A 25,946-nucleotide genomic window follows, 5' to 3' on the forward strand; every position below is an offset into this window, starting at 1 on the left:
ACCAACTGCCGGCGTGAACGTCAATCAAACAGCTCTTGCCATACCGACTTCTTGCGCACATAACCCTGGCTGTGATGGCCATGTTTGTTGTCGTGGCCATGCCGCTGATCGTAGTAGGGCGGCGGTGCCTGCACGGGCTGCATGGGTGCTGTAGCCTGTGGCGTGGCCAGATTGGCCGCGGGTGCCGCATCGCGCGTGCTGCGCTCAATGATCTTGTCGAGTTCACCGCGGTCCAGCCAGACGCCACGGCACTGCGGGCAGTAATCAATTTCGATTCCTTGACGCTCGCTCATCAGCAGGTCGGGCGTGGCGCATACGGGGCATTTCATGGAAATCCTTAAGCCTGTAAAAAGGTGGCTTGCATAGGATGCAAGCCCAACCACGCGATTGTTGTAGTGGATTGTTAACCCGGACTTAATGCATGACGACACACGACTTTTTGATCATGGCCATACCTGCTGTGGTGGCCTTGTTGGGCGGGGTTCTTGCCGCGGTCTGGACGCCCGGGCACCAGGCACGCAGTCTGATCCAGCACTTTGCGGCCGGCGTGGTGCTGGCCGCTCTGGCGGTGGAGTTGCTGCCGGAAATTGAACGCGAACATGCCCCCAGTCTGGTGCTGATTGCCTGCTTTGCTCTGGGCAGTCTGTTCATGTACGGCATCAAGCTCTGGACCCTGCGCATGGAACATCAGGCCACCCTGTCTGGTGCCGCTGCGGGCATGGGCAGCGGCTTGCTGCTGGCCACTTCTATTGACGTGGCCACCGACGGCTTCATCATTGGGGCCGGCTTTGCTGCGGGTGGACAAACCGGCACCATCCTGGCGCTGGGCCTGTCGGTGGAGCTGCTGTTTCTGGGCCTGGCCCTGGCCTCCAGCGCCACTTCGGGGCGGCGCATCATTGCGCTCTCAGGTGCGCTGGGCCTCACCGTGCTGCTGTTCTCGGTGCTGGGCAGTGTGCTGCTCACCGGGGCCTCGCATGCGGTGATTGGTGGCACCCTGGCCTTCAGTGCGGCGGCCCTGCTGTACCTGGTGACCGAAGAACTGCTGATCGAGGCCCACGAGGTGGAAGAAAAGCCGGTCTCCACCCTGGTGCTGTTTGGCGGCTTTCTGGCCTTCTGGAGTATCCAGCTGATTGGCCGTTGAGCCGTGCATTTCAAATGCTTGCCGAACAACACGCCACCACCTGAACGGCCAAGGCCATGACGCATAGAGGGCAGTTACAGCCAACATTGCCTGCCCATTGCTGGTACCGACAACACGTACCTTCGGGCCCGCACGAAGTTCAGCCAATGCCCCGAAAAACGTACTCCATCGCTGATAGAAAAAACCAGTTCGGGAGAGCGAAATGCGCGAGCCGAAACGCCGGGCCCGGTACACACTGGGAATCCAAGCGGGAAGCCCCAAGGCTGCTCAAGGGCGACCAGGGGGGCCCGGCGCAAATGCAACTGGCCGGGTTACGCGCTGAGCATGCGCGCCTGAGAACGCAGCGTCCGGCACATGCATACTGCGAGGCCCATCCCCTTGACGTCATCGAAGTGGCTGTGGTGCAGTCGTGCTACACGACAACTCCGGGGTACTCCTTGGAAGCTACCTTTGCTGACACATTAGTCCGTCGATTGAGTCATCCGGCCAGGTTGGGGGGTCATCGGAACCACTGCGGTGTCCGTTGGATACGCCATGACTCAACAAAGGCGCATATGTTCATAGCTATCAACGCAATGGTTGGAGCTGATATCCCAGAACCAAGGCAGCGCTTTGGCAAGCGTCGGCAGTTTTTGCTGGCGGCATCGCTGTCAACCGCCTTGCTGTTGACCGCATGCGGTGGGGGCGGCGAAGCGCGCATACCAGTCGATTTCAACATTGGTGTAACCGTGGGTGGGCAATTGCTCAGCGCGACGCCGGTGGCCCCGGGTGGCTCGCTTGCATTGGCAGTGCATGCCGGTCAGTCCGTGATACTCGATGCGGGTGAACCCGTGGTCTGGACGCTATTGGTCGGTGGTAGTCGGATTGGTAGCGGGGTGCAGATTTACTACTCAGGCATCAGTATCACCGCAACCCCACTGAACCGATCCTCTGCGGTATTGGATACGTACGCGCGCTATCCACTTTTGGCAGACGTTCCTGTCACACTGGTAGCGACGTCTACCTATGATTCGGTCCAAGTCGTAACGCTCAATCTTCTGATTACAAACTAGGCGCAAACCGGAACGTGTGAAGGGAACATTGCAATCGCAGCTGTGAACCCTGGCGGTTTCATTGCAGGCCCCGTTTTCCTGAGACAGGTTGACTGCTGGCTGCCAACCCGGCGTTAGCCGTTGATGTCGGTCAGGCCATGCAGCAAGGCGCTACAGGCATTTTTGCGGGACAAGGGTTTGTAAGAACTTCTGCCGCACATTGCTGCGCAAACCAGGGACTGTGCCGGCGGTCAACGCGCGGCGTTTCTAGACGGTCGCGTGGCTGAAACATGGAAGCAAGTTAAAACGTACCGAAATCTCCCCTTCAGGTGATGGCAAAAATCGGAAGGCACTGTCAAAATGCAGCGCGAATTGGTTGTGTTTGCCTGGTATGGGAGAGTCACAGATGGGCATGAGCAAAAAAGACATCAAGGCCAAAGTTGTGGCAGATTTGTCGTCTGGCGCTGCAAAGTCGGAAGTGTTTTCCCGGCTTTCTGGTCAGGGAATAAAGGACAGCCAACTTGCCTATTTCATTGCTGCCTACGCAGATGCGCGGCTGTGCGACGAACATAGCCGCAAGGTGGACAACCTGGTGTTTTTGATGGTTGCCCAGTCGCTCCTCGCGGCCATCATCGGATATGGAGTCGGTGCGCACCTGGGGCCCAACGCCAAATGGGTTGTGGGCGCGCTGTTGGCCCTGATTCCCATCCTGTTCGCTTGGGGCTTTTACAAGCACTACGTCGGTATGTACAACGGGTACATTTTTCTTGCAATCATTCAATTGCCACAATCGCTTAAAGGTTTCATGGCAACTCCGATAGCGTCTTCTGTCGGCATTGCAATTGGAGCGGGCGTCCTGGCCTATGTTTGGTATGTGCGCGGGAAGATATTTCCAGACTTTGCCTTCTTTTCACCCAGGAAGATCAAGGGCAAGTATGTATTCAGTTGCAATTAAAGAGGCCCTTGTGAATCCATCCCCTGCCCATGCCGAACTCCTCGCCGCCTTTAGAAGGGCAGAGGCCGATGCTGCCCACAAGTCCGGCTTGATTCAGGGGCTTGCCAAAAAGGGACCCAAGGCCATTCAGGCGGCCACTGAGACTGCGGCGAAGGCAGCAAAACGCAGGGATTCGTATGCAAGAAAGCTGAAGGACCTGGGAGTGGACCCTTCGGTTTGAAAGGGTGTGGCCCAAAGCAACTACAGCCCCCGCACCAACCCATTCACACTGCACCTGTCCGGTTTGAAAAGCGCCTGCAGCGCCCCCATCAGCGCATGCGCCTTGGCCGAATGGTCGCCACCAAAATTGCAGACATACACATCCAGCGTCACCGCCGACGTTTCGGGCCAGGTGTGCACGCACAGGTGCGACTCGGCCAGCAGCACGGTGGCGGTCACGCCGCCGGGGCCGTGCGCGGTGGCGGGGAAGGTGTGAAAGAGGTTCGCCACGGCCTGCAAGCCTGAGTCGGCCACGGCCTGCACGCACTGCGCGCCCAGCAGTTCTGCATCGGTCAGCAGCGTTGGCGCACAGGCGCAGCCGTAGAGGTCAGCCGTGAGGTGCAGTCCGTGCATGGCGATCTTGCGCGTTAGCGCCCGCCCACCGCCACTTTGCCAAACGCGGCCTGCGCCTCGCGCGGCAGGCAGCGCCAGTACACGGGGTTGGCTTCTACCGTGCCGCCTAATGCGGCAGCGGCCTGCCAGCCCCAACGCGGCTGGTACAAAAAGGCGCGGGCCAGGGCGACCAAGTCGGCCTCACCGGATTGCAGAATCGCCTCGGCCTGTTGAGCGTCGGTGATCAGGCCCACGGCCGTGGTGGCCATGCCAGTGGCCGCACGAATCTGTTGGGCAAACGGCACCTGGTAGTTGGGTCCCAGGGCAATCTTTTGCTGCGGTGAGACGCCGCCACTGGAGACGTGTATGAAGTCGCAGCCCAGGGCCTTGAGGGCTTTAGCAAACACCGTGCTCTGCGCGATGTCCAGGCCACCCTCCACCCAGTCCGAGGCCGACACGCGCATGCCCAGCACACCCTTGTAGGCGGCGCGCATGGCGGCAAACACTTCCAGCGGATAGCGCATGCGGTTCTCCAGGCTGCCGCCATAGGCATCGGTGCGCTGGTTCGACAGCGGCGACAAGAACTCGTGCAGCAAATAGCCGTGGGCGCCATGCAGCTCGATGGCATCAATGCCCATGGCATCCGCGCGCACAGCGGCCTTCACAAAGGCTTCGCGCACGCGCGCCAGCTCAGAAGCATCCATGGCGATGGGCAGTGCCTCACCCGGCAGCTGCGCCAGGGCCGAGGGGCCATAGGGCTGCCAGCCGCCATGTGCAGCATCCAGCAGTTGGCCGCCTTGCCAGGGCAGGGCGCTCGACGCCTTGCGCCCGGCATGCGCCAGCTGGATGCACACAGCAGTGTGGGGTGCGAGCTTGCGCGCACGCTGCAGCGTGCTGGCCAGCTTGTCTTCGGTGCGTGCGTCCCACAGGCCCAGGCAACCCGGGGTGATGCGGCCTTCGGGCAGCACGGCGGTGGCCTCGATGGTGAACATCGCCGCGCCGCTGTTGAGCAGGTTGCCCCAGTGCATCAAATGCCAGTCGGTGGCCTCGCCGTTGACGGCAGAGTACTGGCACATGGGTGCCACCACGATGCGGTTGGGAAGGGTGAGTCTGCCGCGCGGTGCGGGCAGGGTCAGGGGGGTAAAAAGCAGGCTCATGGGAATAGCATAGCCTTCTGGAGCGGCATGGTTCAAAGTGCAGCCGGTGGCACCGGTAAAATGCCGAGTTCCTGTTCCCGCCATCCCCTTACTCACCGGAGCCGCCAACAATGGCAAATACCCAACAAATGGCAAGCGCAATCCGCGCACTCGCCATGGACGCAGTTCAACAAGCCAACTCCGGTCACCCCGGCGCCCCCATGGGCATGGCCGATATGGCAGTGGCCCTGTGGGGCGAGCATCTGCGCCACAACCCGGCCAACCCCCAGTGGTTGAACCGCGACCGTTTTGTGCTGTCAAACGGGCATGGCTCCATGTTGGTCTATGCGCTCCTGCACCTCACCGGCTACAAGCTGCCCATGGAAGAGATCAAGAACTTCCGCCAGCTGCACAGCAAGACCGCCGGCCACCCCGAGTACGGCATCACCCCCGGCATCGAGACCACCACCGGCCCGCTGGGCCAGGGCCTGACCAATGCCGTGGGCATGGCGCTTGCAGAGAAGCTGCTGGCCAAGGAATTCAACCGCACCGACGGTGATGTGACGCACAACGTGGTCGACCACCACACCTACGTGTTCATGGGCGACGGCTGCCTGATGGAAGGCATCAGCCACGAAGCCGCATCGCTCGCCGGTGCCTGGAAGCTCAACAAGCTCATCGCCCTGTACGACGACAACGGCATCTCCATCGACGGCCAGGTCGCCCCCTGGTTTGCCGACAACACCGCCCTGCGCTTTGTGGCCTATGGCTGGAACGTGCTGGGCCCCATCGATGGCCACGACGCCGCGCTGGTGTCCAAGACCATTGCAGAGGCCAAGCTCTCCAGCGAGCGCCCCACGCTGATCATCTGCAAGACCCACATCGGCAAAGGCAGCCCCAACCGCGCCAACACCTCCAAGGCCCACGGCGAGCCTCTGGGTGCCGAAGAAATCAAGCTCACCCGCGAGTCCATCGGCTGGGAACACGCCCCCTTCGTCATTCCCAAGGAGGTCTACTCCGACTGGGACGCCAAGAAGGCCGGTGCGCAGGCGCAAAAAGACTGGACCGAAAAGTTCGCCGCCTACAAGGCCGCCTACCCCGCGCTGGCCAAAGAGCTGCTGCGCCGCGTGAAGGGCGAGCTGCCCAAGAACTTCGTGCAGACCGCCGTGGACACCATCATCGGCGCCCACCAAAAGGGCGAGACGGTTGCCAGCCGCAAGGCCTCGCAACTGGCGCTGGAGTCCTTCACCGCCGCCCTGCCCGAAATGCTGGGCGGCTCGGCCGACCTGACCGGCTCCAACCTGACCAACACCAAGTGCACGCCCAACCTGCGTTTCACCATGCACGGGGATGTGGTGCAAACCCCGGATGCCAACGGTAACCTGATCGGTGGGCGCCACATCAACTACGGCGTGCGCGAATTCGGCATGGCCGCCATCATGAACGGCGTGGCCCTGCACGGTGGCTACATCCCCTTTGGCGGCACCTTCCTGACCTTCAGCGACTACAGCCGCAACGCCATCCGCATGGCAGCGCTCATGAAGCTGCGCGTCATCCATGTGTTCACCCATGACTCCATCGGTCTGGGCGAAGACGGCCCCACGCACCAGTCCATCGAGCACGCTGCCTCGCTGCGCCTGATCCCCAACCTGGACGTATGGCGCCCCGCCGACACCGCCGAGACGGCCGTCGCCTGGACCGTGGCCCTGCAAAACGAGACCTGCCCCACGGCCCTCTTGCTGTCGCGCCAGAACATCAGCTACGCCGCCAAGTGCGACTCCGAGTCCGCACCGGATGCCAGCGGCATCGACTCCATCGGCAAGGGCGCCTACGTGCTGTCCGAACCATCGGACGTGGGTCTGAAGAAGAAGGTGCAAGCTGTGATCATTGCCACCGGCTCTGAAGTGCAGCTGGCGCTCAAGGCCCAGCAGGTGCTGGCCGAGCGCAAGATTGCCGTGCGCGTGGTCTCCATGCCCAGCACCACCACCTTTGACAAGCAAAGCGTGGAATACAAGAGCAGCGTGCTGCCCGCAGGCCTGCCCCGCGTGGCGGTGGAAATGGGATCGAGTGACGGCTGGTGGAAGTACGGCGTGGCCGCCGTGGTCGGTATTGACACCTTTGGCGAGTCGGCCCCGGCCCCGGTTCTGTTCAAGCACTTCGGCTTTACCGAGCAAAATGTGGCAGATACCGTGCAAACCGTGTTGCAGCGCAAATAAGACGGTCCTGTTTTTTCAGACAATCGATTTTTAACTTAAAAGAGAGAAGCAAATGACGATCAAGATTGGTATCAACGGCTTTGGCCGTATCGGCCGCAACGTGCTGCGCTCGGCGCTGCAAAACTTCAGCGACATCGAAGTGGTCGCCATCAACGACCTGCTCGAGCCCCATTACCTGGCCTACATGCTGCAGTACGACTCTGTGCATGGCCGCTTCAAGGGCGACGTGTCGGTTGAAGGCAATACCCTGGTGGTCAATGGCAAGAAGATCCGCCTGACACAGGAAAAAGACCCCGTCAACCTGAAGTGGAACGAAGTCGGCGCTGATGTGGTGATCGAATCCACCGGCATCTTCCTGGACAAGGCCGGTGGCGAAAAGCACCTGGCAGCGGGCGCCAAGAAGGTCATCTTCTCTGCTCCCTCCAAAGACGACACCCCCATGTTCGTGTTTGGCGTGAACGAGAAGACCTACAAGGGCGAGGCCATCATCTCCAACGCCTCCTGCACCACCAACTGCCTGGCCCCGCTGGCCAAGGTGGTCCATGACAAGTTCGGCATCAAGCGCGGCCTGATGACCACTGTGCACGCAGCCACTGCCACACAGAAGACCGTGGACGGCCCTTCCAACAAAGACTGGCGCGGCGGCCGCGGCATTCTGGAAAACATCATCCCCTCCAGCACCGGTGCTGCCAAGGCCGTGGGCGTGGTCATCCCCGAGCTGAACAAGAAGCTCACCGGCATGTCCTTCCGCGTGCCCACCAGCGACGTGTCGGTGGTGGACTTGACGGTGGAACTCAACACCAGCGCCACGTTGGCTGAGATCTGCGCTGAAATCAAGCTGCAAAGTGAAGGTGCCCTGAAGGGCGTGCTGGGTTACACCACCGACAAGGTCGTGGCCACCGACTTCCGTGGTGACACCCGCACCTCCATCTTCGACGCCGACGCCAGCATCGCCCTGGACGGCACCTTCGTGAAGCTGGTCAGCTGGTACGACAACGAATGGGGTTACTCGAACAAGTGCCTGGAAATGGTCCGCGTGGTCAGCAAGTAATACCTGCCGAGCCCACTAAAAACGCGCCACCCGGCGCGTTTTTTTATGGGCCAGAACAACCAGGGGCGCACGGGAGACAGCGCTTGCATGCACGGGCTGCGACAATGCGCCCCGGCCTGCGGTATTCGACGGGCCCCTAACGGCACAACCTGCTCCATGAACCCTGGCGTCCTTTACGCAACCCTGGCCTATCTGGCCTGGGGCTTGTTTCCGCTGTACTTCCGGCAACTGACGGGTGTGGAGCCGTTGGAGGTGGTGATGCACCGCACCCTGTGGTCGCTGGTGTTTTTGCTGGGTGTGCTGCTGTACCTGAAACGCTGGGCGTGGCTGCGGGCGGTGGCGCGCCAGCCGCGGGTGCTGGGGGCCTTTGCCCTGTCGGCAGCGCTGCTCACGGCCAACTGGCTGACCTATGTGTGGGCCGTGCACAACCACCATTTGCTCGACGCCAGCCTGGGCTATTTCATCCTGCCGCTGGTGAATGTGGCCATCGGCTTCTTTGTGCTGCATGAGCGCCCCCGCCGCGGCCAGTGGCTGGCCGTTGCACTGGCCAGCGCCGGTGTCTTGTGGCTGGCAATCCAGGCCGGGCACCCGCCCTGGATTGCGTTGGTGTTGGCCTTTACCTTTGGTGCCTACGGCCTGCTGCGCAAGGTGGGGGCTCTGGGGCCCCTGGAGGGCCTGACCCTCGAGACCCTGGTGCTGGCACCCTTTGCCGTGGCCGTGCTGGCCTACCTGAGCTGGCAGGGCCGCAGCGCCTTCGTGCAGGGGGATGCCACTACCCTGGGCTGGCTGCTGTTTGGTGGCCCCATGACGGCCTTGCCGCTGCTGCTGTTTGCCGCAGGGGCGCGACGCATCACGCTCACCACCATGGGCATCCTGCAATACATCTCGCCCAGCCTGCAGTTCGCCCTGGGCGTGTGGGTCTTCCACGAGGCCTTCGAGAGCGTGCGCCTGGTGGGCTTTGGGCTGATCTGGGTTGCACTGCTGGTCTACAGTATCGAAGGCTGGGTTGCCAGCCGCCAGCTACCGCCCCAACGTTAAAGGAATCTGCACCATGTCCACAACCCAGGCACAAGGCCCGTCACCCCAGCGCGTCCTGATCACCGCAGCGGCCAGCGGCATCGGCCTGCAGACGGCGCTGGACTTTGTGCAGGACGGGGCCCGGGTCTTCATCTGCGATGCCGACGCGTTGGCCTTGCAGCGCACGCTGGCGGCCCACGGCAGCCTGGCGGGCATGGTCTGCGACGTGTCTCAGGAGGCGCAGGTGGCAGCCCTGTTTCGCCAGGGCCTGCAGCACCTGGGGGGACTGGACGTGCTGGTCAACTGCGCCGGCATTGCCGGGCCCACCGCCACTGTGGCTGAAATGGCGTTTGCCGACTGGCGCCAATGCCTGTCGGTGAATCTGGATGGCACCTTTCTGTGCTGCCGCGCCGCCGCGCAGGTGATGGGGCCACAGGGGTCGGGTGCCATCGTCAACCTCTCGAGCACGGCCGGGCTGTATGGCTTTCCGCGCCGCGCACCCTATGCCAGCGCCAAGTGGGCGCTGCGCGGCCTGACCAAGACGCTGGCACAAGAGTTGGGCCCCCGGGGCGTGCGGGTGAACTGCGTCTGCCCCGGCTCGGTCGAGGGCGAACGCATGGACCGGGTGATTGCCGCCGAGGCCGCCAAGACCGGCCAGACCGAAGAGGCCGTGCGCACGCTCTTTACCCAGACCGCCTCGCTGCGCACCTTTGTGTCAGCCCAGGACATTTCCAACACCATCCGCTTTTTGGCCTCAGCCCAGGGTGCGCGTATCTCGGGCCAGGAAATCGTGGTCGACGGCAATACCGAAACCTTGTAAGGCGGGCCTGCCGGCAACAGCCCTAAAGCGCCTCGGCGAACAACAGCTTTTCGAAATCCTGCAGTGGGCCGGGGCGGCCGAAGAAGTAACCCTGGTAGGCCTGGCAACCCAGGCGCTCCAGGAAGTCGCGCTGGGCCTGGGTCTCCACACCCTCGGCAATAACAGCCAGGCCCAGGTTCTGGGCCAGGTTGATGACGGTCTGGGCGATGGCGGCGTCCTTGCTGTCCACCAGCAGATCACGCACAAAGGACTGGTCAATCTTGAGCTGCTTGAGCGGCAGACGCTGCAGGTAGGACAGCGAGGAATAGCCGGTACCAAAATCATCCAGCGAGAAGGCAATGCCCTGGTCATTCAGGGCCTCCATCTTGTTGACGGTCTCTTCCAGGTTGTTGACCATCAGGCTCTCGGTGAGCTCCAGTTTGAGCCGGTGCGGATTGGCGCCGGTGGCCAGCACGATGGACAGCACCTGCTCCACAAAGTCGCTCTGGCGGAACTGGCGCGCACTGACGTTCACCGAAATCGTCAGATGCTGGCAATCCTCCCGCGCCGCCCAGGCCTTGAGCTGGGCACAAGCCGTCTCCAGCACCCAGGCGCCTATGGGCAGGATCAGGCCGGTGTCTTCGGACAGCGGAATGAACTCGCCGGGCATGACCATGCCCCTCTGCGGGTGCCGCCAGCGCAGCAGCACCTCGGCACCCAGGATGCGGTCATGCGCATCCACCTGGGGCTGGTAGTACAGCATCAACTGGTTGTTGGCTACAGCGTGGCGCAAGTCGTCTTCCAGGGCTGCGCGCGCGTCCACGGCGGCCTGCATGGCGGGGTCAAAGAAACGCACCGTGTTGCGGCCCGCAGCCTTGGCCTGGTACATGGCCGTATCGGAGCGCCGGAACAGCTCGTCGGTGGAGACGGACTGGTCGTTGAACAGGGTCAGGCCGATGCTGGAGGTGCACTTGTATTCGCGCAAGCCCCCGGTCTGCGTGCCCGCCGCCAGATTCAGGCGGTAGGGCTGGCGCAGCAGCAGCCGGATTTTCTCAGCCACGCCTTCGGCCTGGCTTGCGGCCAGTGCACTTTCGTCCAGCTCTTCGAGGATCACCACAAACTCGTCGCCGCCCATGCGTGCAGCCGTGTCGCCCAGGCGTATGCAGGACTGCAGGCGCGTGGCCACTTCCACCAGCAACTGGTCACCCACGCCGTGGCCCAGGGTGTCGTTGAGTACCTTGAAGTTGTCCAGGTCGATCAGCATCAGCGCGCAGTGGTGCTGGTGGCGCCCGCAGCCCACCAGCGCGCGGTTCAGGCGCTCCAGCATGAGGCGGCGGTTGGGCAGGTTGGTCAGCGGGTCATAGAAGGCCAGCCGTTCGATCTTCTCGGCATTTGCGCGGCGCTCGCCAATGTCGCGGATGGAGGCATGCAGGTGCAATTTGCCAGACAAGTAAAAGTGGCTGCAGCGCACCTCCACATCCACCCTCTGGCCCGCCTTGCCCAGCAGCGTGGTCTCTATGGAGCGCGGCTCGCTGTCCAGGCTGGTCTGCAGCAGGATGGCGTTGCGGGCCGTCCGCTCGGGCCAGCAGGCCAGCCACAGGCGTTGGTCCAGGCCCAGCAACTCCTGGCGCGTGTAACCCAGCATGGCACACAGGCTGTCGTTGGCTTCCACCAGGCGGCCGCTGGTATCGGTGATCTGGATGCCATCGCTGGCATTGCGCAGGTAGACCCGGTTGCGCAGGGCCTCCTGCGTGGTGATGGCCAGCATGCGCCACAGCAGCAGCCCCAGGGCCAGCGTGACCACGATGAAGGCGGCCGCGCCCGCATAGGTCTTGTTGCGCTCCTCGCGCCAGCCCGCCAGGTAGTCACTGCTGCCCAAGCCGACATTGATCAGCATGGGCGCGTTGCTGACCCGCTGGAAGGCAAACACACCTTCCTGCCGCTCCGGGCTGAGCGGGGTATAGAAGCTGCCAGCGTCCACGCCGCTGGCAAATACCGCCTGGAATTCCGGCGACACCAGCCGGTTGCCCACCTGCCCCACGGGCTGGTCTGTCAGGGGTGGATTGCGCGCAATCAGGCCCAGATCCTGGTCGCGCAAAATCACTGTGGCCCCGGGGCCCAGATCGAAGCGCGCGAGCAGCTGCTGAAAATAGTCCAGCGAAACGGTGGCAAACACCACGCCTGCAAAGGCACCGTCCGGGCGGTTGAAGCGCCGCGCAAAAATAATGATGTCGTGCTGGACCAGACGGCCCCACACGGGCTTGGTGATCCACAGGGGGTGGCCGTCGCTTTGGCGCAGGGCGACAAAATAGTCGCGGTCGGCGATGCTCACGGGCTTGCTGCTGTCCACACCGTTGCCCAGCACCACCTGCCCCCGCTCGTTGGCCAGGCGCAGGCCCTCGATTTCGGGCAAGCGGCCATGGAAGTTTTCAAAAATGTCGTGCGCGCCACTGGCGTCCAGGCCATGGCCCCTGGCAAGCTGGAGTTCGATATCGTCCACCAGATGGGTCAGGGCAAAGTCAATCTTGCCCACACTGGAGGACACATTGCGCTCCACCGCACTGGCGATATTGCGGGTGTTGCTCTCGGCGCGCTGCGTGTACTGCTGTTGGCTCTGGTTGAGCCAGTAGGCCGAGGCCACCACGGCCAACAGGTTCACGCCCAGCAGAACGGCGATCAACAAGGTTCGGATGGACCGTGTGCGGGACATGGGACGGTCAATGGCCTGGGGGCCTGCTCCTTGGTGGTTGTATATGCCTATGTTGGGCGCACCCCAGGCGTTGCGCTTGCGGTGCGGCCATTCTTGCACACCCTCAGGGCGCCGGGTTACCGGGTTTGCACTCCGGGGGCGCGTGCGGCACAGGCAGTGCTTGTCGGCTCTCTAGGACTGGCGTTTGCGCGTGTCCGAGGGGAGCTCGCCAAACAGGGCCTGGTAGTCGTGGGCAAAGTGGCCAAAATGCCAGAAGCCGCTGGCCGTGGCCGCCTCGGTGACCGATTGCGCGCTCTTGAGGGCCTCGCGCGCCTGCTTCAGGCGCACCGCCTTCACATAGGCCAGCGGGCTCATGTCGAGCACGCGCAAAAAGGCGTTTTGCAGGGTGCGCCGGCTCACCCCCATTTCCATGCACAACTGGGTGACGGTGGGCGCGCTGTCCTGTGCCTCCTGCACCCGGGCCACGCAGCGCTGCACCAGGGCCCAATGCGCATGGGCCGAGCCGCTCAGCGTGTCGGTGCTGCCGGGTGCGCGCAACAGGCTGTCGAGCAAAAAATCGCTCACACTGGCCACCACCGCGGGGGTGGACAGCAGGGCCGGGTCGCGCCGTGCGGACTGGTACAGCTCCATCACATAGGCCTTGATCTTGGCCAGGGGGCGCACGGTGTGCGTGAGCGCACCGGCCGCCAGGGGCAGCTCCACGCCCTCGGCGAGTTGCAGCTCCAGCCCCAGCATGGTGTGCTGGCGCGAGGTGCGGAACTCAAAGCCCGAGCGGCCCGAGAACAGGTGCACCGCATCCAGACCGCACAGGCGCCCGCAAAACATGCCGCCGCCGCTGGCCTGCAGTGGCACGCCCAGTGCCAGCACGCGCGGGGGCAACTGCCCGGTCTGCAGCACCGACTGCTGCACCCGCTCCACAAACAGCTTGATGCCGCTGCCTTCCACCTGTGCCAGCTCGCCCTGGAACAGCCCGGCACTGAGTTGCAGGTAGTCCTGGTTCCAACCGGACAGGGCGCTGGCCTGCTCCTGCGCATCCCCAAAGTGCAGCGATTGCCGGGCCAGGCTGCGGGCCTCACGCACGGCCGGGCGCAGGCCGCGGCCAGGGTCTTGCAGGGGGTGTGGGGCGTGAACAGGCATGCGGCCATTCTCCGGCTTGCAAGCCAAAACAGCGACCGGGTAAGTACCGAGCGTGCAGGGGCCTGGTGTGCCGATTTCGGATAGCCAGCCCCCAGCCGACTCCCTAGCATGGTCCGGAACGCACAACAACGAGGAGCACCCACCATGGCAAGCAGCAAGAAGAACAAGGCTACTGAGCACCCGGCTGTGGCCGAGATACGCCGCTCCGGCGCGCAGAAGGTCAAGGTCGCCGTGAGCGACATCGACGGCGTGCTGCGCGGCAAGTATTTGCACATCGACAAGTTCCTGGGTGCTACTGAACCGTACCCCGGTGGCGGCTTCGGCTTTTGCGATGTGGTGCTGGGCTGGGACATGATGGATGTGACCTACGACAACACCGTGGCCACCGGCTGGCAGCACGGCTTTCCGGATGCGCTGGCGCGTCTGGACCTGAAGACCACACGCCGCGTGCCCTGGGACGAGGACGTGCCCCTGGTGCTGGGCGAGTTTGTCAATGCCGACGGCACGCCGCATGCGCAGTGCCCGCGCCAGACCTTGAAGCGCGTTCTGAAGCGTGCCGAAAAACTCGGCTTCCAGGTCATGACCGGCATGGAGTTTGAGTGGTTCAACTTCCTGGAAACACCGCAGAGCTGGGCCGCCAAAAAAGGCGTGGGCCCGGAGCCGCTTACCCCCGGCATGTTTGGTTACTCGCTGCTACGCATGAACCAGAACCGGGATTTCTTCAACGCCATCATGGACGACATGCGCGCCTTTGGCGTGCCCATAGAAGGCCTGCACACCGAAACCGGGCCCGGTGTGTACGAGGCTGCCATCGGCTTCAGCGAAGCGCTGGAGCAGGCCGACCGCGCCATCCTGTTCAAGACCGGCACCAAGGAAATCGGTGCGCAGTTTGGCATCATGCCCAGCTTCATGGCCAAACCCAACCAGGCGCTGCCGGGCTGCAGCGGCCACATCCACCAAAGCCTCTCAGACGGCAAGACCAACCTGTTTTATGACGCCAAAGCCGGGCGCAAGATGAGCCCGCTGTTCGAGAGCTACCTGGCCGGCCAGGTGGCCTGCCTGATGGACTTCGCGCCCCTGATCTGGCCCACCATCAACAGCTACAAGCGCCTGGTGGATGGCTTCTGGGCGCCCGTGAAGCCGACCTGGGGCATGGACAACCGCACCGCGAGTTTTCGCGTGATTGCCGGCAGCCCCAAAGCCACGCGCCTGGAGACCCGCTGCCCCGGTGCCGATGTGAACCCCTACCTGGCCATGGCCGCGGTGATTGCCGCCGGTCTGCACGGTGTGGAGAAGGGCTTGAAGCTCACCACGCCGCCCATTACCGGCACCAACAAGGGCGCCGAAAAAGTGCCCCGGGCACCCCGCACCCTCATAGAGACCAACCGCATTTTCGAGAAATCGGCGATTGCCCGCGACTGGCTGGGCGACGGCTTTGTGGACCACTTTGCCGCCACCCGTGACTGGGAGTGGCGCCAGTGGCTGGACGCCGTGACCGACTATGAAATGAAACGCTATTTCGAGATCATTTAAGGCGCGCAGTGACGCAGCGTCTACCGGCTTGACTACCTGGTTATCTATTTATATTTTTCTTGCGAGCACACCATGAGCATCACTTCCTTCAACTTCCCAACACCCATCCAGTTCGGCGCCGGTGCGCGCAAGCTCGTGGCCGCCCACCTGCTGGAGCAGGGCTGCAAGCGTCCGCTCATCGTGACCGACCGGGCGCTGGGCGCACTGCCCGTGATGGCCGAATTTCTGACCCATTTGCAAGGGCTGGACGTGGCCGTGTTCAGCGGCGTGTTTGGCAACCCCACCTGCAGCCAGGTGATGGACGGGGCCGCCGCCTACAAAGCGCACCACGCAGACTGCGTGATCGGCTTTGGGGGCGGCGCTGCACTCGATGTGGCCAAGATCGTGGGCCTGGCGGCGGTACACGCGGGCGACATTCTGGAATACGTGTGGGACCATCCCAACGTGCGCCCCATCGTCAACGCGTTGCCGTATTTCGTGGCCCTGCCCACCACGTCGGGCACCGGCTCGGAGGTGGGCCGCTCCAGCGTGGTCAGCGAGAACGACACGCATGTGAAGCGCACCGTGTTCAGCCCCAAGATTCTGGCCCGGCGCGTGTTTGCCGACCCGGAGCTGACCCTGGGCCTGCCGGCCTCGGTGACAGCCGCCACCGGCATCGATGCGCTCACCCACAACATCGAGAGCTATCTGTCACCGGCCTACCACCCGCTGTGCGATGGCATTGCGTTGGAGGGCACACGCATTGCGGCCGCAGCCCTGCGCACCGCCGTGCTGGAGCCGCTCAACCTCAAGGCACGCGCTGACATGATGATGTCTTCCATGATGGGTGCCATTGCCTTCCAGAAAGACCTGGGCGCGGTGCACTCCTGCGCCCATGCGCTGGGGGCAGTCTGCGATATGCACCACGGCCTGGCCAATGCGCTGATGCTCGACACCGTGCTGGCCTGGAACTACGAGGCGGTGCCGCAAAAGTTTGACGAGCTGGCCCATGTGTGCGGACTCACCGGAGGGGGTGCCGCGCTGGTGCCGTGGATCAAACAACTCAAGGCCGACATCGGCATCACCGGCGGTCTGGCCGCGCGCGGCGTGAAGCCCGAACACCTGCCACGCCTGGTGGCCATCGCCACGGCCGACATCTGCCACCAGACCAACCCGCGCGCCTGCACGGCGGCCGACTTTGAGCGTCTGCTCACGGCGGCCATGTAATTTGCCCATCCAGGCTGCTGCTACATCGCCCGTTTATAAATATATATATATTGCCAAGGACACTTTGCCATGCCCACTCTTGCCATCCATAACCCCGCCACCGGCAAACTGCTGACCGAAGTGGAGGCGGATGACGCCGCATCGGTAGCCGCCAAGGCCGCGCGCGCCCGTGCGGCGCAGCCCGCGTGGGCCGCCGTGCCCCTGACCGAGCGCAAGGCATGCATCACGCGCTTTCGCGCATCCATCGTGGCCGAGCTGGACAGCCTGGCTGCCACCATGACCTCCGAGACCGGCAAGCCCATCAAGATGTCGCGCAACGAGCTCAATGGTCTGCTGGGCCGCATCGACTTTTTCCTGAAGGAAGTCGATGCGCAACTGGCCACCGAAACCGTCTATGACGAAGGCGGCATGACCGAGCAGATCGAGCACACGCCCCTGGGTGTGGTGGTGAACATCTCGGCCTGGAACTACCCCTGGTTTGTCGGCGGCAATGTCTATGTGCCCGCCCTGCTGACCGGCAACGCCGTGCTCTACAAGCCCTCCGAATTTGCCACGCTCACCGGTCTTGCCATGGCGCGCCTGCTGCATGCGGCAGGCATCCCCGAGGATGTATTCATTGCAGTGGTGGGTGGCGGCGATGTGGGCGTGGCCCTGCAGGCGCAAAAGATAGACGGCCTGTTCTTCACCGGCTCGTACGCCACCGGCGCAAGAATAGCGCAGGCGCTGGGCCCGCGCATGGTCAAGCTGCAGTTGGAACTGGGCGGCAAGGACCCCACCTATGTGTGCGAAGACGCCAATGTGCAGGTGGCGGCCGAGTCGCTGGCCGATGGCGCCATGTACAACACAGGACAAAGCTGCTGCTCGGTGGAGCGTGTCTATGTGCACGAAGCAATATACGACGCCTTTGTGGACGCGTTTGTGGCCACCGTCAAAACCTTCCAGGTCGGTGACCCGGCCTCTGAAGATACCTATATTGGTGCCATCACCCGTGCACCGCAGCTTGCCGTGCTCGATGCCCAGGTGGCCGACGCACAGGCCAAGGGCGCCCGGCTGCTGCTCGGTGGTGCGCGCCTTGCGGGCCCCGGCAACTTCTATGCGCCCACCGTGTTCTCCCATGTGAACCACAGCATGGAGCTGATGCGCGAAGAAAGTTTTGGCCCCATCATCGGCCTGCAAAAAGTCTCGGGCGATGCCGAGGCCGTGCAGCTGATGAACGACACCCGCTACGGCCTCACCGCCGGTGTCTTCACGCCCGACGCACAGCGTGCCCGGGCCATCCTGTCCCAGGTGCAGGCCGGCACGGTGTACTGGAACTGCTGCGACCGCGTCAGCCCCCGCCTGCCCTGGAGCGGGCACGGCGACTCCGGCGTGGGCCTGACCCTCTCAACCTACGGCATTGCCACATTTACGCGGCCCCGGGCCTGGCATCTGCGCAGCGTGTGAAATTGTCCTGCACATAGGCATTGAAGGCGTCTGCGGGCAGGGCCTGGCTGAACAGATAGCCCTGGAAGAACTCGCAGCCGCAGGCCACCAGAAAGGCGTGCTGCTCGGCGGACTCCACACCCTCGGCAATCACGCTGAGCCCCAGGCTGTGGCCCAGCGTCACCACGGTGCGGGCGATGGAGGCATCGTTGGCATCGGTGAGCACTTCGCGCACAAAAGACTGGTCAATCTTGAGCTGGTTGAGCGGCAGCCGCTTGAGGTGGTTGAGGGACGAATAGCCGGTGCCGAAATCGTCCAGCGAGAAGGTCACGCCACATGCGCGCAGGGCCGTCATTTTCTGGATGATGTCGGGCAGGTCTTCCACCAGCATGGACTCGGTGATCTCCAGCTCCAGCAGGTGCGCGGCAATGCCGTGGCGGTCTATCAGCCCCAGCACCTGGGCCACAAAATCCTTCTGGCGAAACTGCAGCTGGCTGATGTTCACCGCCAGGCGCAGTTGCGCGCAAGCCGGTAGCATGGCCCAGGCCTGCAGCTGCACCGCAGCCTGCTGCAACACCCACAGCCCCATCGGCAGAATCAGGCCGGTCTGCTCGGCCGCTTCGATGAATTTGCCCGGCAGCACCAGACCGCGCTGCGGGTGCTGCCAGCGTATCAGGGCCTCGGCGGCAATCACCCGGCCTTGGGAATCGAGCTGCGGCTGGTAGTGCAACACGAACTGCTGCTGGTCCAGTGCCTGCTGCAGTTCTTCCTCCAGCAGGGAGCGCACCGAGGCATCGTTTTGCATCACATGCAGCATGCCGTACAACAGGCCAAGCGCCGCTGTGACTTGCACCCAGCCGCCAGTGGCGCGCACGCTTTCGGGCAGGGCGTATTGCGGGTAGGGCGAGCCATAGCGCATGGACAGAAACGCCATGGCCAGCAGACAGGCCAGTGCAATGCCATGGCGCAGCCAGGGGCCCGAGGCTCTGAAGATCATCAACGCGGCCACACTCAGGGGCAGCAGGTAGAGATGCGTGGTGCGCGGAGATTGCGGCGTGGACGCATCAAACAGCCAGGCGATCAGACAGATGACGGCAAACAGCGTGGTGAATATCAGCACAGCGGCCCACTGCACCTGCTTGCGCCAGATGAGAACGGCGGACGCCAGCCCGGCGCAAATCATGCACAGATCGAGCGCCACCAGAGGCCAGTTGCCCAGGTAGCTGAAATACAGGCCCCAGGCCAGGCCCATCATCCACATGCCCATGCTGCCCAGCATCAGTGCCCGGCGCGCACGCCTGCCCTGTACATGCACCAAGTCCGGGCCATACCAAAGTTGGTACGCGCCTTGCATGAGGGTGGCGGGGGTGAGCATGTATTTTTCGGTGTGTCATGCGGATTGTAGGCATGCCGATTCGGGATAGTCGCTTTGTTGCGGCACACCTAGGATGCAATGGGCTTGCGGCGTCATCAACACATAAACGGGGTAAACCATGAAGACTGAACACATGACAGAGGACGAAAAAGTCCTGCACGGCATGGGCTATGCCCAGGAACTGCACCGACGCATGGGCGCGTTCCAGAACTTTGCCATTTCGTTCTCGATCATTTGTATCCTCTCGGGTGGCTTCGGCTCCTTCCCGATTGCCCTCTCCAGCGGCGGCGGCTTCTCGCTGACCATTGGCTGGCTGGTGGGGGGCGCCTTTGCCCTGATCGTGGCGGCCAGCCTGGGGCAGATTGCCTCGTCCTACCCCACCGCGGGTGGCCTCTACCACTGGTCTTCCATCCTGGGCGGACGCTTCTGGGGTTGGGCCACGGCCTATGTGAACCTTCTGGGCCTGCTGTTTGTGGTGCCCGCCGTCAATGTGTTCCTGTACCTCATCAGCAAGGACCTGTTCTTTGGCGCCGTGCTGGGCTGGGATGTCAGCACCTGGTCGCAGACCACGCAAATCGTCTCGGTGGCCGCCATTACTGCCGTGCAGGCCTTGCTGAACCACTTCGGCATCAAGATCACCACCATGCTGACCGACTTTTCGGGTTACATGATTTTTGTTGTGACGGTGCTGCTGATCGGCATGTTTGTGATGGCCGCACCCAGCCTCGACGTGGGCCGTGCCTTTGCCTTTGTGAACAACACCGGCGCTGCCGGCGGCGGCGTGGCCCCCGAGTCCAGCCCGCTGATGGCATTTGTGATTGGCCTCTTGTACCCGCTGTTCACGATCACCGGCTTTGACGCGTCTGCCCATACTTCTGAGGAAACCAAGGATGCGCGCAACACCGTGCCCAGGGGCATGCTGCACGCCGTGCTGTGGTCCATCCTGTTTGGCTTTGCTCTGATCATCTCCATGATCCTGGCGATTCCGGACCTGAAGGCAGCAGCGGCCACCGGCTGGAATTCCTTCAACGAGCTGTTTATCGCGGCCATCCTGTCTAGCTTCCTGGGCAAGATCCTGTTGCTGGCGGTGATTCTGTCGAACTTCATCTGCGCGCTGGCCGCAGTGACGTCCACCTCGCGCATGATCTACGCCTTTGCACGCGATGACGGCCTGCCCTTCTCGGGCCTCTTGAAGTCGGTCAGCCCCAAGCACCGCACACCCGTGGCGGCCATCTGGGCCACGGCCATCCTGACCAGCCTGCTCACAGCCATCACCACCCCGCTGGGAGCCTTTGCGGCCCTCTCCACCGGCAGCGCCATGTACCTGTACATCTCCTACGGCATGCCCATCATGGCGGGCTTTTTTGCCGAAGGCAAAACCTGGACCACCTACGGCCCCTTCCGCCTGGGCGGCCTGTCCAAGCCCTTTGCCATCATCGTGGCCATTGGCACCGTGGTGACCATCATTGCCGGCCACGTGTTCGTGCCCTCCATCGAGGCCGACGCGGTGGCCAAGACCGGCTTTGTGCCGGGCCTGGGCTACTACACCATCGGCTTTTTGATCTTCCTGGGCGTGCTCTGGTTTGGCCTGGAAAACAAGCGCTTCAAGGGCCCACCGGTGGGCGACGAGATAGCCAAGCGCCAGGCCCTGATTGCAGCGCAGGAGAAGGCGCTGGAAGCGGGCTAAAGCAGTCCTTTCCACCCCATAAAAAAAGCGGCCCGTGGGCCGCTTTTTCTTTGTCTGGTTGGCTTAGCGGGGCGTGCTGGCAAAGCGCTGCAGAACGGCAATCGCCTCTGCCCCCATCACCGGGCCTTGCACCTCCACCGCCGGGCTTGCGCCCGCCAGCACGGAGCGGCTGTCCAGAGGCAGCAGCGGGCCGCCCAAGGCCTGGGCGATGTCCGCTGTGGATGCGGCGTACACCACGCGGCCAATGCCGGCCCAGAACATGGCGCCGCAGCACATGGCGCAGGGCTCGCCGCTGGCATATACGGTGGCGCCGCGCAGGCTGTCCGGCCCCAGGCTGCCGGCGGCCTGGCGCACCAGCACCAGTTCGGCGTGGCCGGTGCAGTCCTGCGTGCTGACCTGGTTGTTGCGGGCCACCAGCAGCACCTCGCCTGCGGGGCTTACCAGGGTGGCGCCAAAGGGCATGTCACCGGCCTCCAGTGCGGCGGCCGAGGCGGCGATGGCCAGGGCCATGGGCGCTGTATCTGAAACAGCCGCAGCCGGATCGGACACGGCCGCTGTGGAGTTGGAAGCAGAGGGCATGGCGGTGTTTCCTTAAATCGTATCGATGGCTGTGCTGCGCGATTCGCGGTCCAGCCCGTCAATGGCAAAGCGCTCGTTGGACTTCACGTAGAAGCTGGCACCAAAGCGCCCCACCGGGTGGTACTGGCGCAGGTCCACCCGCCAGGCCACGGTGTCCACCAGGCCCGCGCGTGCGCTCAGCCACAGCACCCGGCCTATGAACACATAGCGGCTGGGCGTCTCCAGGGTTTCGTGCAGCACGCACTCGAAGGCCACGGGGGCCTCCACAATGCGCGGAGGTGCGATGCAGTGCGAGGGCGTGGTGTGCAGGCCCACGCGCTCGATCTCGCTCACATCGGCGGGGAAGCTCTCGCCGCAGGCGTGCATCTTGTCGGCCATGTCCTCGTCGGTCATGTGCACCACAAACTGCTGGCTCGCCAGGATGTTGGCCGCGGTGTCCTTGAGGCGGCCGTCCTGCAGGCGGTTGATGCTGAGCATGACGATGGGCGGGTCTTCGCCCACCATGTTGAACATGGAAAAAGGCGCCGCATTGACCACCCCGTTGGCCCCCAGGGTAGTGACCAGGGCAATCGGTCGGGGCACGATCAGACTGGCCATCAGTTTGTAGCGCTGGTAGGCGCTGATCTCCCCAAAATCGATCTCGGTCATGGCGCTGGTTTCCTCAGGGTTGTTTGCCGACGATGCCAGTGGCGTACCACTTCATCTGCCACAGCTCGTCTTCGGTGATGGTCTTGCCGGCTTCCACTCGGGTCTTGCCGTCCATGTCCACAATCGGGCCGCTGAAGGGGTGGAACTTTCCGGAGATGATCTCGGCCTTCTTCTGCTCGAACAGGGCCACCACCTTGGGCGGCACCTCGGCATTGGGCTTGACGACCTGGACGATGCCCTCCTTCATGCCCCACTTGGTGTCTTCCGATTTCCACTTGCCTTCCAGCATCTGTTTGACCTTGTACAGGTAGTACACGCCCCAGTTGGCGGTGTTGCCGGAGAGGTGGGCGCGCGGGCCGAAGCGCGACATGTCGGAGTCCTGGCCAAAGGCGTAGATGCCCCGGGCTTCGGCCAGCTGCACGATGGCAGTGGAGTCGGTGTTTTGGTAGAGCACGTCTGCGCCCTGGTTGATCAGGGTGAGCGCGGCTTCATGCTCCTTGCTCGGGTCGTACCAGGTGTTGACCCAGACCACCTTGGCACTCACCTTGGGGTTGACGCTGCGCGCGCCCAGCACAAAGGCGTCCAGATTGCGTATGACTTCGGGAATCGGGAAGGGCGCCACATAGCCAATGGTGTTGGTCTTGGTCTTCAGGCCGGCAATCACACCCAGCAGGTAGGCGCCTTCGTAAAAGCGGGTCTGGTAGATGCCCACGTTGGGCGCTGTCTTGTAGCCCGAGCAGTGCTCGAACACCACCTTGGGGAAATCGGCGGCCACAGCAATCGTGGGGTTCATGAAGCCGAAGGAGGTGGTGAAGATCATGTTGCAGCCGGTGGCGATCAGGTCGCGGATCACGCGCTCGGCGTCGGCTGACTCGGGCACGTTTTCCACGAACACGGTTTCCACCTTGCTGCCGAACTCCTTTTCCACCATCTTGCGGCCCAGGTCGTGCTGGTAGGTCCAGCCCGAGTCCGACACCGGGCCAGGGTACACAAAGCCGATTTTCAGCTTCGGGGGCGTGGCCGCCAGGGCGGCATGGTTCAACAGGGTGTGGGCGCCTGCGGCCAGTCCGCTGGCAAGCAATAAACGACGGCGATTCATGGGGGACTCCTTCGGTAGTGGGGACCAGTCAAGCACTGGAACTTTGTATACATGCACGGAACATGCCACGCGAAGAAGTTGCTGAATGCATTGAATTTATTGGATTTTTTGCAAAACTATTATCGTATACAAAATGGCTTTGGCGCCTCCTTTTGGCGCGCCCACAAGTCTGGCGCTCCGCCGCAGTGCACAGCAGGCTAGCTTGCGGTGCCGGCGCTGTGGGGCCCTCAGGACCGCTGGATTTTCAGGCGCGCCTGCAGGCTGTCCAGGTGTTCGCCCATGAGGCGGGCCGCGGCCTCGCCATCGCGCAGGGCCAGCAGGTCCACCAGGCGCTCGTGCTCGGCGTGTTCGCAGTGGGCGTTGCCCGGCGGCTCGTAGAGGGCCACGATGAGCGAGCAGCGCGTCAGCAACTCGGTCAGCATGCGCAGCAGCACGGTGTTGCCCGCCATCTGTGCCAAAGCCAGGTGAAAGCCTCCGGCCAGCATCACCCAGCGCGCATGGTCTTGCCCATGCAGGGCACTGTGCTCGGCCGCCAGGCGCAGGCGCAGGCGCTCCAGCTCCGAGTGGCTGATGCGCTGGGCCAGGCGCTTGATGATGGCCTCTTCCACCGCCCGGCGCGCCTCGAACACTTCCAACGCCTCCTGCGGCGTGGGCGCGGCCACGGTGGCCCCCTTGTTGGGGACGATGTGGACGATATGCAGCTCGGAGAGCCGGTGCAGCGCTTGACGCACTACGGTGCGGCTAACGCCGAATTGCGCGCACAGCTGGGCCTCGGCCAGCTTGGCGCCGGGTGGCAGCGTGCCGCCCAGGATGGCGTCAAACAGGGTGTCGTACACCGTCTGGTTCAGGGCCGCGTCCGTCGCCAGCGGTGTCGGGCTTTTGGGCGCCGAACGCGGGGTGCGGCCGGGCTTGACTGTGTCCTGCATGCCGGGCGGCCTAATGCGCCGGGTGGGCGGCGTCGTGGTCCCGGTCCGGGCGCTGCGAGGGGTCCACATGGGTCATCAGGTTGAGCACGCGGTGGCGCTGCATCACGGCCTGGCGGGCTGCCACGGCAATGTTGTGCCCGGCCTCCACGGTGAGTGTGGCGTCCACCTCGATGTGGGCATCCACCACCACCATGTCACCCATCTTGCGGGTGCGTATGTCATGTACACCGGCCACGCCGGGCGTGTCCACCAGGGTCTGGCGGATGGCCTGCACCTCGGCCTCGTCCAGGCCGCGGTCCATCAGGTCGTGCAGGGCGTCCCAACCAAAGCTCCAGCCCATCTTGCCCACCATGAAGCCCACGATGAGTGCGGCAATCGGGTCCAACAGCGGGTAGCCCAGCAGGTTGCCCATCAGGCCCAGGCTGACCACCAGCGACGAGGCCGCGTCCGAGCGCGCATGCCAGGCATTGGCCACCAGCATGCTGGACTTCACCGCCTTGGCCACGCGCAGCATGTAGCGAAACAGCAGCTCCTTGGCGGCAATGGCACCCAGCGCCACCCACAAGGCGCTGATGTGGGCTGTGGGAATGGAGGCCGGGGACTCGAGCTTTTGCAGGGCCGACCAGATCATGCCGATGCCCACCGCCAGCAACAGCCCGCCCAGGGCCAGCGAGGCAGCGGTCTCAAAGCGCTGGTGACCGTAGGGGTGGTCTTCGTCAGCGTCCTTTTTGGCGTGGTGGCCGGCAAACAGCACGACAAAGTCGGACACCAGGTCGGACAGTGAGTGCAGGCCGTCGGCAATCAGGCCCTGTGACTTGGCCATCACCCCCACCACGATTTGCGTGCTGGACAGCACCACATTCACCACCACGCTGACCCAGGTGCTGCGCGAGGCCGCAGCAGCGCGCTCGGCCACACTGTGCGTGGCATGCTCGGAAGAATCGTCAAGGTCGGAGAAGTTCATGGCGGCAGGTGGTCAGGCGGGTTGCGGTGCAGGGCTCTATTGTCACCCCGCTGTAGTCTGCGTTCTTACAATACGCCCTCAGCAACCACCGATCCAACCCCCAGAACACCCATGGCTTCCAACAAACCTGCTCCTTCGCCCACACTGCGCCCCATCCCCCGCTTCATCTTCGCCAGCCGCTGGTTGCAGCTGCCGCTCTACATCGGGCTGATTGCTGCACAGGGCGTGTACGTGTTCCATTTCTGGGTGGAGCTGGTGCACCTGCTCGAAGCTGCCTTTGGCAGCCAGCCCGCGTTGCAGGCGCTCATCACCAGCATTGGCTACCGCTCGGATGTGCAGATCACCGCGCTCAACGAGACCATCATCATGCTGGTGGTGCTGGCACTGATCGATGTGGTGATGATCTCCAACCTGCTGATCATGGTGATTGTGGGGGGCTACGAGACCTTTGTGTCACGCATGGACCTGGAAGGCCACCCTGACCAGCCCGAGTGGCTCAGCCATGTCAACGCCTCGGTGCTCAAGGTCAAGCTGGGCACGGCCATCATCGGCATCAGCTCCATCCACCTGCTCAAAACCTTTATCAACGCTGCCAACTACGACGTCAAGGTGCTGATGTGGCAGACCACTATCCACGTGGTGTTCCTGCTGAGCGCACTGGCCATTGCGTATACCGACAAGATCCCCACCAGCACCCACGCGGCGTCCCAGCATTGAGCGGTA

23 protein-coding genes are annotated in these 25,946 nt (G+C 63.4%); 12 read left to right on the plus strand and 11 right to left on the minus strand.

Annotation, left to right across the window (positions count from 1 at the left end):
• Positions 1 to 20: 20 nt before the first annotated feature.
• Positions 21 to 329 carry a TFIIB-type zinc ribbon-containing protein gene (locus tag DIC66_RS12680; protein ID WP_117177731.1) on the minus strand — a complete coding sequence of 103 codons (309 nt, stop codon included), beginning with the start codon at positions 327 to 329 and terminating at the stop codon, positions 21 to 23.
• Between the two features lie 92 nt (positions 330 to 421).
• Here DIC66_RS12680 and DIC66_RS12685 point away from each other — a divergent pair, with 92 nt between their 5' ends.
• The 3 genes from DIC66_RS12685 to DIC66_RS12695 all read left to right on the plus strand — a co-directional run bounded on the left by DIC66_RS12685 (position 422) and on the right by DIC66_RS12695 (position 3,127).
• A complete protein-coding gene (locus DIC66_RS12685) occupies positions 422 to 1,141 on the plus strand; it encodes a ZIP family metal transporter (protein WP_117177733.1) in 720 nt (239 codons plus the stop codon).
• Between the two features lie 554 nt (positions 1,142 to 1,695).
• Positions 1,696 to 2,193 carry a hypothetical protein gene (locus DIC66_RS12690; protein ID WP_117177735.1) on the plus strand — a complete coding sequence of 166 codons (498 nt, stop codon included), beginning with the start codon at positions 1,696 to 1,698 and terminating at the stop codon, positions 2,191 to 2,193.
• Between the two features lie 391 nt (positions 2,194 to 2,584).
• Positions 2,585 to 3,127 (plus strand): hypothetical protein, encoded by a 543-nt coding sequence (locus DIC66_RS12695; RefSeq protein WP_117177947.1) that lies wholly within the window; start codon positions 2,585 to 2,587, stop codon positions 3,125 to 3,127.
• A gap of 240 nt (positions 3,128 to 3,367) precedes the next feature.
• On the opposite strand, the gene speD is transcribed toward DIC66_RS12695, so the two are convergent.
• Together speD and DIC66_RS12710 are read right to left on the minus strand one after the other, a co-directional pair.
• Entirely contained in the window at positions 3,368 to 3,739 is a 372-nt protein-coding gene (gene speD, locus DIC66_RS12705; protein ID WP_117177737.1) for an adenosylmethionine decarboxylase, read from the minus strand.
• A gap of 14 nt (positions 3,740 to 3,753) precedes the next feature.
• Positions 3,754 to 4,875, minus strand: a complete 1,122-nt coding sequence (locus DIC66_RS12710; RefSeq protein ID WP_117177739.1) for an NADH:flavin oxidoreductase/NADH oxidase — start codon at positions 4,873 to 4,875, stop codon at positions 3,754 to 3,756.
• A 110-nt stretch (positions 4,876 to 4,985) separates the two neighbouring features.
• Between DIC66_RS12710 and tkt the strand changes: the two genes are divergently transcribed.
• The 4 genes from tkt (at position 4,986) to DIC66_RS12730 (ending at position 9,958) form a co-directional block, all read left to right on the plus strand.
• Positions 4,986 to 7,070 carry a transketolase gene (gene tkt, locus DIC66_RS12715; RefSeq protein WP_117177741.1) on the plus strand — a complete coding sequence of 695 codons (2,085 nt, stop codon included), beginning with the start codon at positions 4,986 to 4,988 and terminating at the stop codon, positions 7,068 to 7,070.
• Positions 7,071 to 7,122: 52 nt separating this feature from the next.
• Positions 7,123 to 8,121 (plus strand): type I glyceraldehyde-3-phosphate dehydrogenase, encoded by a 999-nt coding sequence (gap, locus tag DIC66_RS12720; protein WP_117177743.1) that lies wholly within the window; start codon positions 7,123 to 7,125, stop codon positions 8,119 to 8,121.
• Positions 8,122 to 8,277: 156 nt separating this feature from the next.
• The gene (gene rarD / locus DIC66_RS12725) at positions 8,278 to 9,159 is read left to right on the plus strand and encodes an EamA family transporter RarD (protein ID WP_117177745.1); all 882 of its coding nucleotides are present in this window, start codon (positions 8,278 to 8,280) and stop codon (positions 9,157 to 9,159) included.
• Between the two features lie 13 nt (positions 9,160 to 9,172).
• Positions 9,173 to 9,958, plus strand: a complete 786-nt coding sequence (locus DIC66_RS12730; RefSeq protein ID WP_117177747.1) for an SDR family oxidoreductase — start codon at positions 9,173 to 9,175, stop codon at positions 9,956 to 9,958.
• 22 nt (positions 9,959 to 9,980) lie between these two features.
• Here DIC66_RS12730 and DIC66_RS12735 read toward each other — a convergent pair whose 3' ends face one another.
• Together DIC66_RS12735 and DIC66_RS12740 are read right to left on the minus strand one after the other, a co-directional pair.
• Entirely contained in the window at positions 9,981 to 12,647 is a 2,667-nt protein-coding gene (locus DIC66_RS12735) for a bifunctional diguanylate cyclase/phosphodiesterase (protein ID WP_147321304.1), read from the minus strand.
• A 171-nt stretch (positions 12,648 to 12,818) separates the two neighbouring features.
• A complete protein-coding gene (locus tag DIC66_RS12740; RefSeq protein ID WP_117177751.1) occupies positions 12,819 to 13,784 on the minus strand; it encodes a helix-turn-helix domain-containing protein in 966 nt (321 codons plus the stop codon).
• A 144-nt stretch (positions 13,785 to 13,928) separates the two neighbouring features.
• Here DIC66_RS12740 and DIC66_RS12745 point away from each other — a divergent pair, with 144 nt between their 5' ends.
• The 3 genes from DIC66_RS12745 (at position 13,929) to DIC66_RS12755 (ending at position 17,966) form a co-directional block, all read left to right on the plus strand.
• Complete coding sequence (locus tag DIC66_RS12745; RefSeq protein ID WP_117177753.1) at positions 13,929 to 15,317, plus strand: glutamine synthetase family protein; 1,389 nt, start codon at positions 13,929 to 13,931, stop codon at positions 15,315 to 15,317.
• 72 nt (positions 15,318 to 15,389) lie between these two features.
• Positions 15,390 to 16,523 (plus strand): iron-containing alcohol dehydrogenase, encoded by a 1,134-nt coding sequence (locus DIC66_RS12750; RefSeq protein WP_117177755.1) that lies wholly within the window; start codon positions 15,390 to 15,392, stop codon positions 16,521 to 16,523.
• Between the two features lie 69 nt (positions 16,524 to 16,592).
• The gene (locus tag DIC66_RS12755; RefSeq protein WP_117177757.1) at positions 16,593 to 17,966 is read left to right on the plus strand and encodes an aldehyde dehydrogenase family protein; all 1,374 of its coding nucleotides are present in this window, start codon (positions 16,593 to 16,595) and stop codon (positions 17,964 to 17,966) included.
• On the opposite strand, the gene DIC66_RS12760 is transcribed toward DIC66_RS12755, so the two are convergent.
• A complete protein-coding gene (locus DIC66_RS12760; protein ID WP_117177759.1) occupies positions 17,929 to 19,320 on the minus strand; it encodes a putative bifunctional diguanylate cyclase/phosphodiesterase in 1,392 nt (463 codons plus the stop codon). The genes DIC66_RS12755 and DIC66_RS12760 overlap by 38 nt on opposite strands.
• A 118-nt stretch (positions 19,321 to 19,438) precedes the next feature.
• On the opposite strand from DIC66_RS12760, the gene DIC66_RS12765 reads away from it, so the two are divergent.
• Complete coding sequence (locus tag DIC66_RS12765; RefSeq protein WP_199534739.1) at positions 19,439 to 21,007, plus strand: amino acid permease; 1,569 nt, start codon at positions 19,439 to 19,441, stop codon at positions 21,005 to 21,007.
• A 63-nt stretch (positions 21,008 to 21,070) separates the two neighbouring features.
• On the opposite strand, the gene DIC66_RS12770 is transcribed toward DIC66_RS12765, so the two are convergent.
• From DIC66_RS12770 to DIC66_RS12790, 5 genes are all read right to left on the minus strand, one after another.
• Complete coding sequence (locus DIC66_RS12770; protein ID WP_117177761.1) at positions 21,071 to 21,586, minus strand: nucleoside deaminase; 516 nt, start codon at positions 21,584 to 21,586, stop codon at positions 21,071 to 21,073.
• Positions 21,587 to 21,598: 12 nt separating this feature from the next.
• Complete coding sequence (locus DIC66_RS12775) at positions 21,599 to 22,234, minus strand: flavin reductase family protein (RefSeq protein ID WP_117177763.1); 636 nt, start codon at positions 22,232 to 22,234, stop codon at positions 21,599 to 21,601.
• A 13-nt stretch (positions 22,235 to 22,247) separates the two neighbouring features.
• Positions 22,248 to 23,333 carry a BMP family ABC transporter substrate-binding protein gene (locus DIC66_RS12780; protein ID WP_117177765.1) on the minus strand — a complete coding sequence of 362 codons (1,086 nt, stop codon included), beginning with the start codon at positions 23,331 to 23,333 and terminating at the stop codon, positions 22,248 to 22,250.
• Between the two features lie 227 nt (positions 23,334 to 23,560).
• The gene (locus tag DIC66_RS12785) at positions 23,561 to 24,259 is read right to left on the minus strand and encodes a GntR family transcriptional regulator (protein ID WP_117177767.1); all 699 of its coding nucleotides are present in this window, start codon (positions 24,257 to 24,259) and stop codon (positions 23,561 to 23,563) included.
• Between the two features lie 10 nt (positions 24,260 to 24,269).
• Positions 24,270 to 25,223 (minus strand): cation diffusion facilitator family transporter, encoded by a 954-nt coding sequence (locus DIC66_RS12790; protein ID WP_117177769.1) that lies wholly within the window; start codon positions 25,221 to 25,223, stop codon positions 24,270 to 24,272.
• 111 nt (positions 25,224 to 25,334) lie between these two features.
• Here DIC66_RS12790 and DIC66_RS12795 point away from each other — a divergent pair, with 111 nt between their 5' ends.
• Positions 25,335 to 25,940 (plus strand): TIGR00645 family protein, encoded by a 606-nt coding sequence (locus tag DIC66_RS12795; RefSeq protein WP_117177772.1) that lies wholly within the window; start codon positions 25,335 to 25,337, stop codon positions 25,938 to 25,940.
• Positions 25,941 to 25,946: the final 6 nt, after the last annotated feature.

It is taken from the genome of Rhodoferax lacus, from assembly GCF_003415675.1.
Classification (GTDB): domain Bacteria; phylum Pseudomonadota; class Gammaproteobacteria; order Burkholderiales; family Burkholderiaceae_C; genus Allorhodoferax; species Allorhodoferax lacus.